The sequence below is a fragment of the Kocuria sp. ZOR0020 genome, from assembly GCF_000800955.1.
GTDB classification, from domain to species: Bacteria; Actinomycetota; Actinomycetes; order Actinomycetales; family Micrococcaceae; genus Kocuria; species Kocuria subflava.
Window position 1 is genome coordinate 1 of record NZ_JROX01000353.1, and the last position, 1,185, is coordinate 1,185.

Genomic DNA, 1,185 nt, shown 5'->3' on the forward strand with positions numbered 1-1,185 from the left:
GGGAGAGGGTGCCGGCGAGGGAGGCTTCGTCGATGACGACGAGCTGCCCGGCCTTGAAGCTGGCGTCGGTGTGTTGGTGGGTGGTCCACCACTTCGCCGTGTTCTCCGTGGCGATCCCCAGATCGTCGGCCAGCACCTGCGCCGCCACCGCAGACGGTGCCAACCCCACCACCGACCCAGCACCATGCTTGGATTCCCAGGCTCGGCGGAGTGCGTTCATCGCGGTCGTCTTGCCTGCCCCGGCCGGCCCCACCAACACATCCACGACCCGGCCCGAGACCGCGACCGAGGCCAAGGCTGCGGCCTGGTCGGGACCGAGCATTCGGCCCTCGGCATCGGGGCGTCTGCTGATGGTTTCGACGATAGTGAGGTCGATGCTCGGGCCAGTCGTGGCACGGGCCCGTTGCAGGAGGCGGTCTTCTGCCGTGAGGAGGGTGTCGGAGGAGAACACGGTCGAGTGCTTCGGACGGAACACGCTGGTGCCGTCCAGGCGGCGAAACTCCGCCGGACTGGTCGCCAGCTCGGGTGGGGTCAGGCGCAGGGACGCCTGTTCGGCGGCGTCGGCGACCATTGCGGTGATGGCTTCGCGGTCCTCGACGCTGGCGAACCGCCACCCCATCGTTTGGCGGGCGGCTTCGGCCATCAGGTTCCAGCGCCGCCACGTCGAACGCTTCTCACCGACCACCTCCACCACCGACCGCCCCACCTGCTCGATCAGATCCAACGGCACATCATCAGCCCGCAACAGCAACTGCCGCTCCCCACCCATGACGGCGCGCGCCCACACCGTCGCATCCACACCGAGCTGCTGGCTGGCGCGGGTGCGCCACTCAGTTGTTAGCTCCGCAAGCGAGCGGACCTGCTTATCCGGACGCGTCGCGAGCGTGGCCTGGGCGCGCAGTTTCACGATGGTCGCCGACGACGGGCGCTTGCCATGCTGAGTCACGTAGTTAGCAATCAACGCGTCGGTCGCCTCGTTGATGCGCCGGGAGCGGGTCGAGAACTCCGCCACCAGGTCTTCGGGGACATCGACGATCGCCCATGACGGGTTCCGGTCCCGGCCCATCTCCCGCGACTCCCAGCTCACGCCGAAGGTGCCGGTCATGTGATCGGCGAACACGGCCTCGTGCAGCTCCGACAACGCCACGACCGCGGCATGCATCGGACGCCCATCCAGACCCCGCC

At 68.5% G+C, this 1,185-nt stretch carries 1 protein-coding gene; it reads right to left on the reverse strand.

The features are described from left to right. Nucleotides 1-1,185: AAA family ATPase (locus L979_RS13715; RefSeq protein ID WP_047692806.1), on the reverse strand; the 1,185-nt coding region annotated here is incomplete at both ends.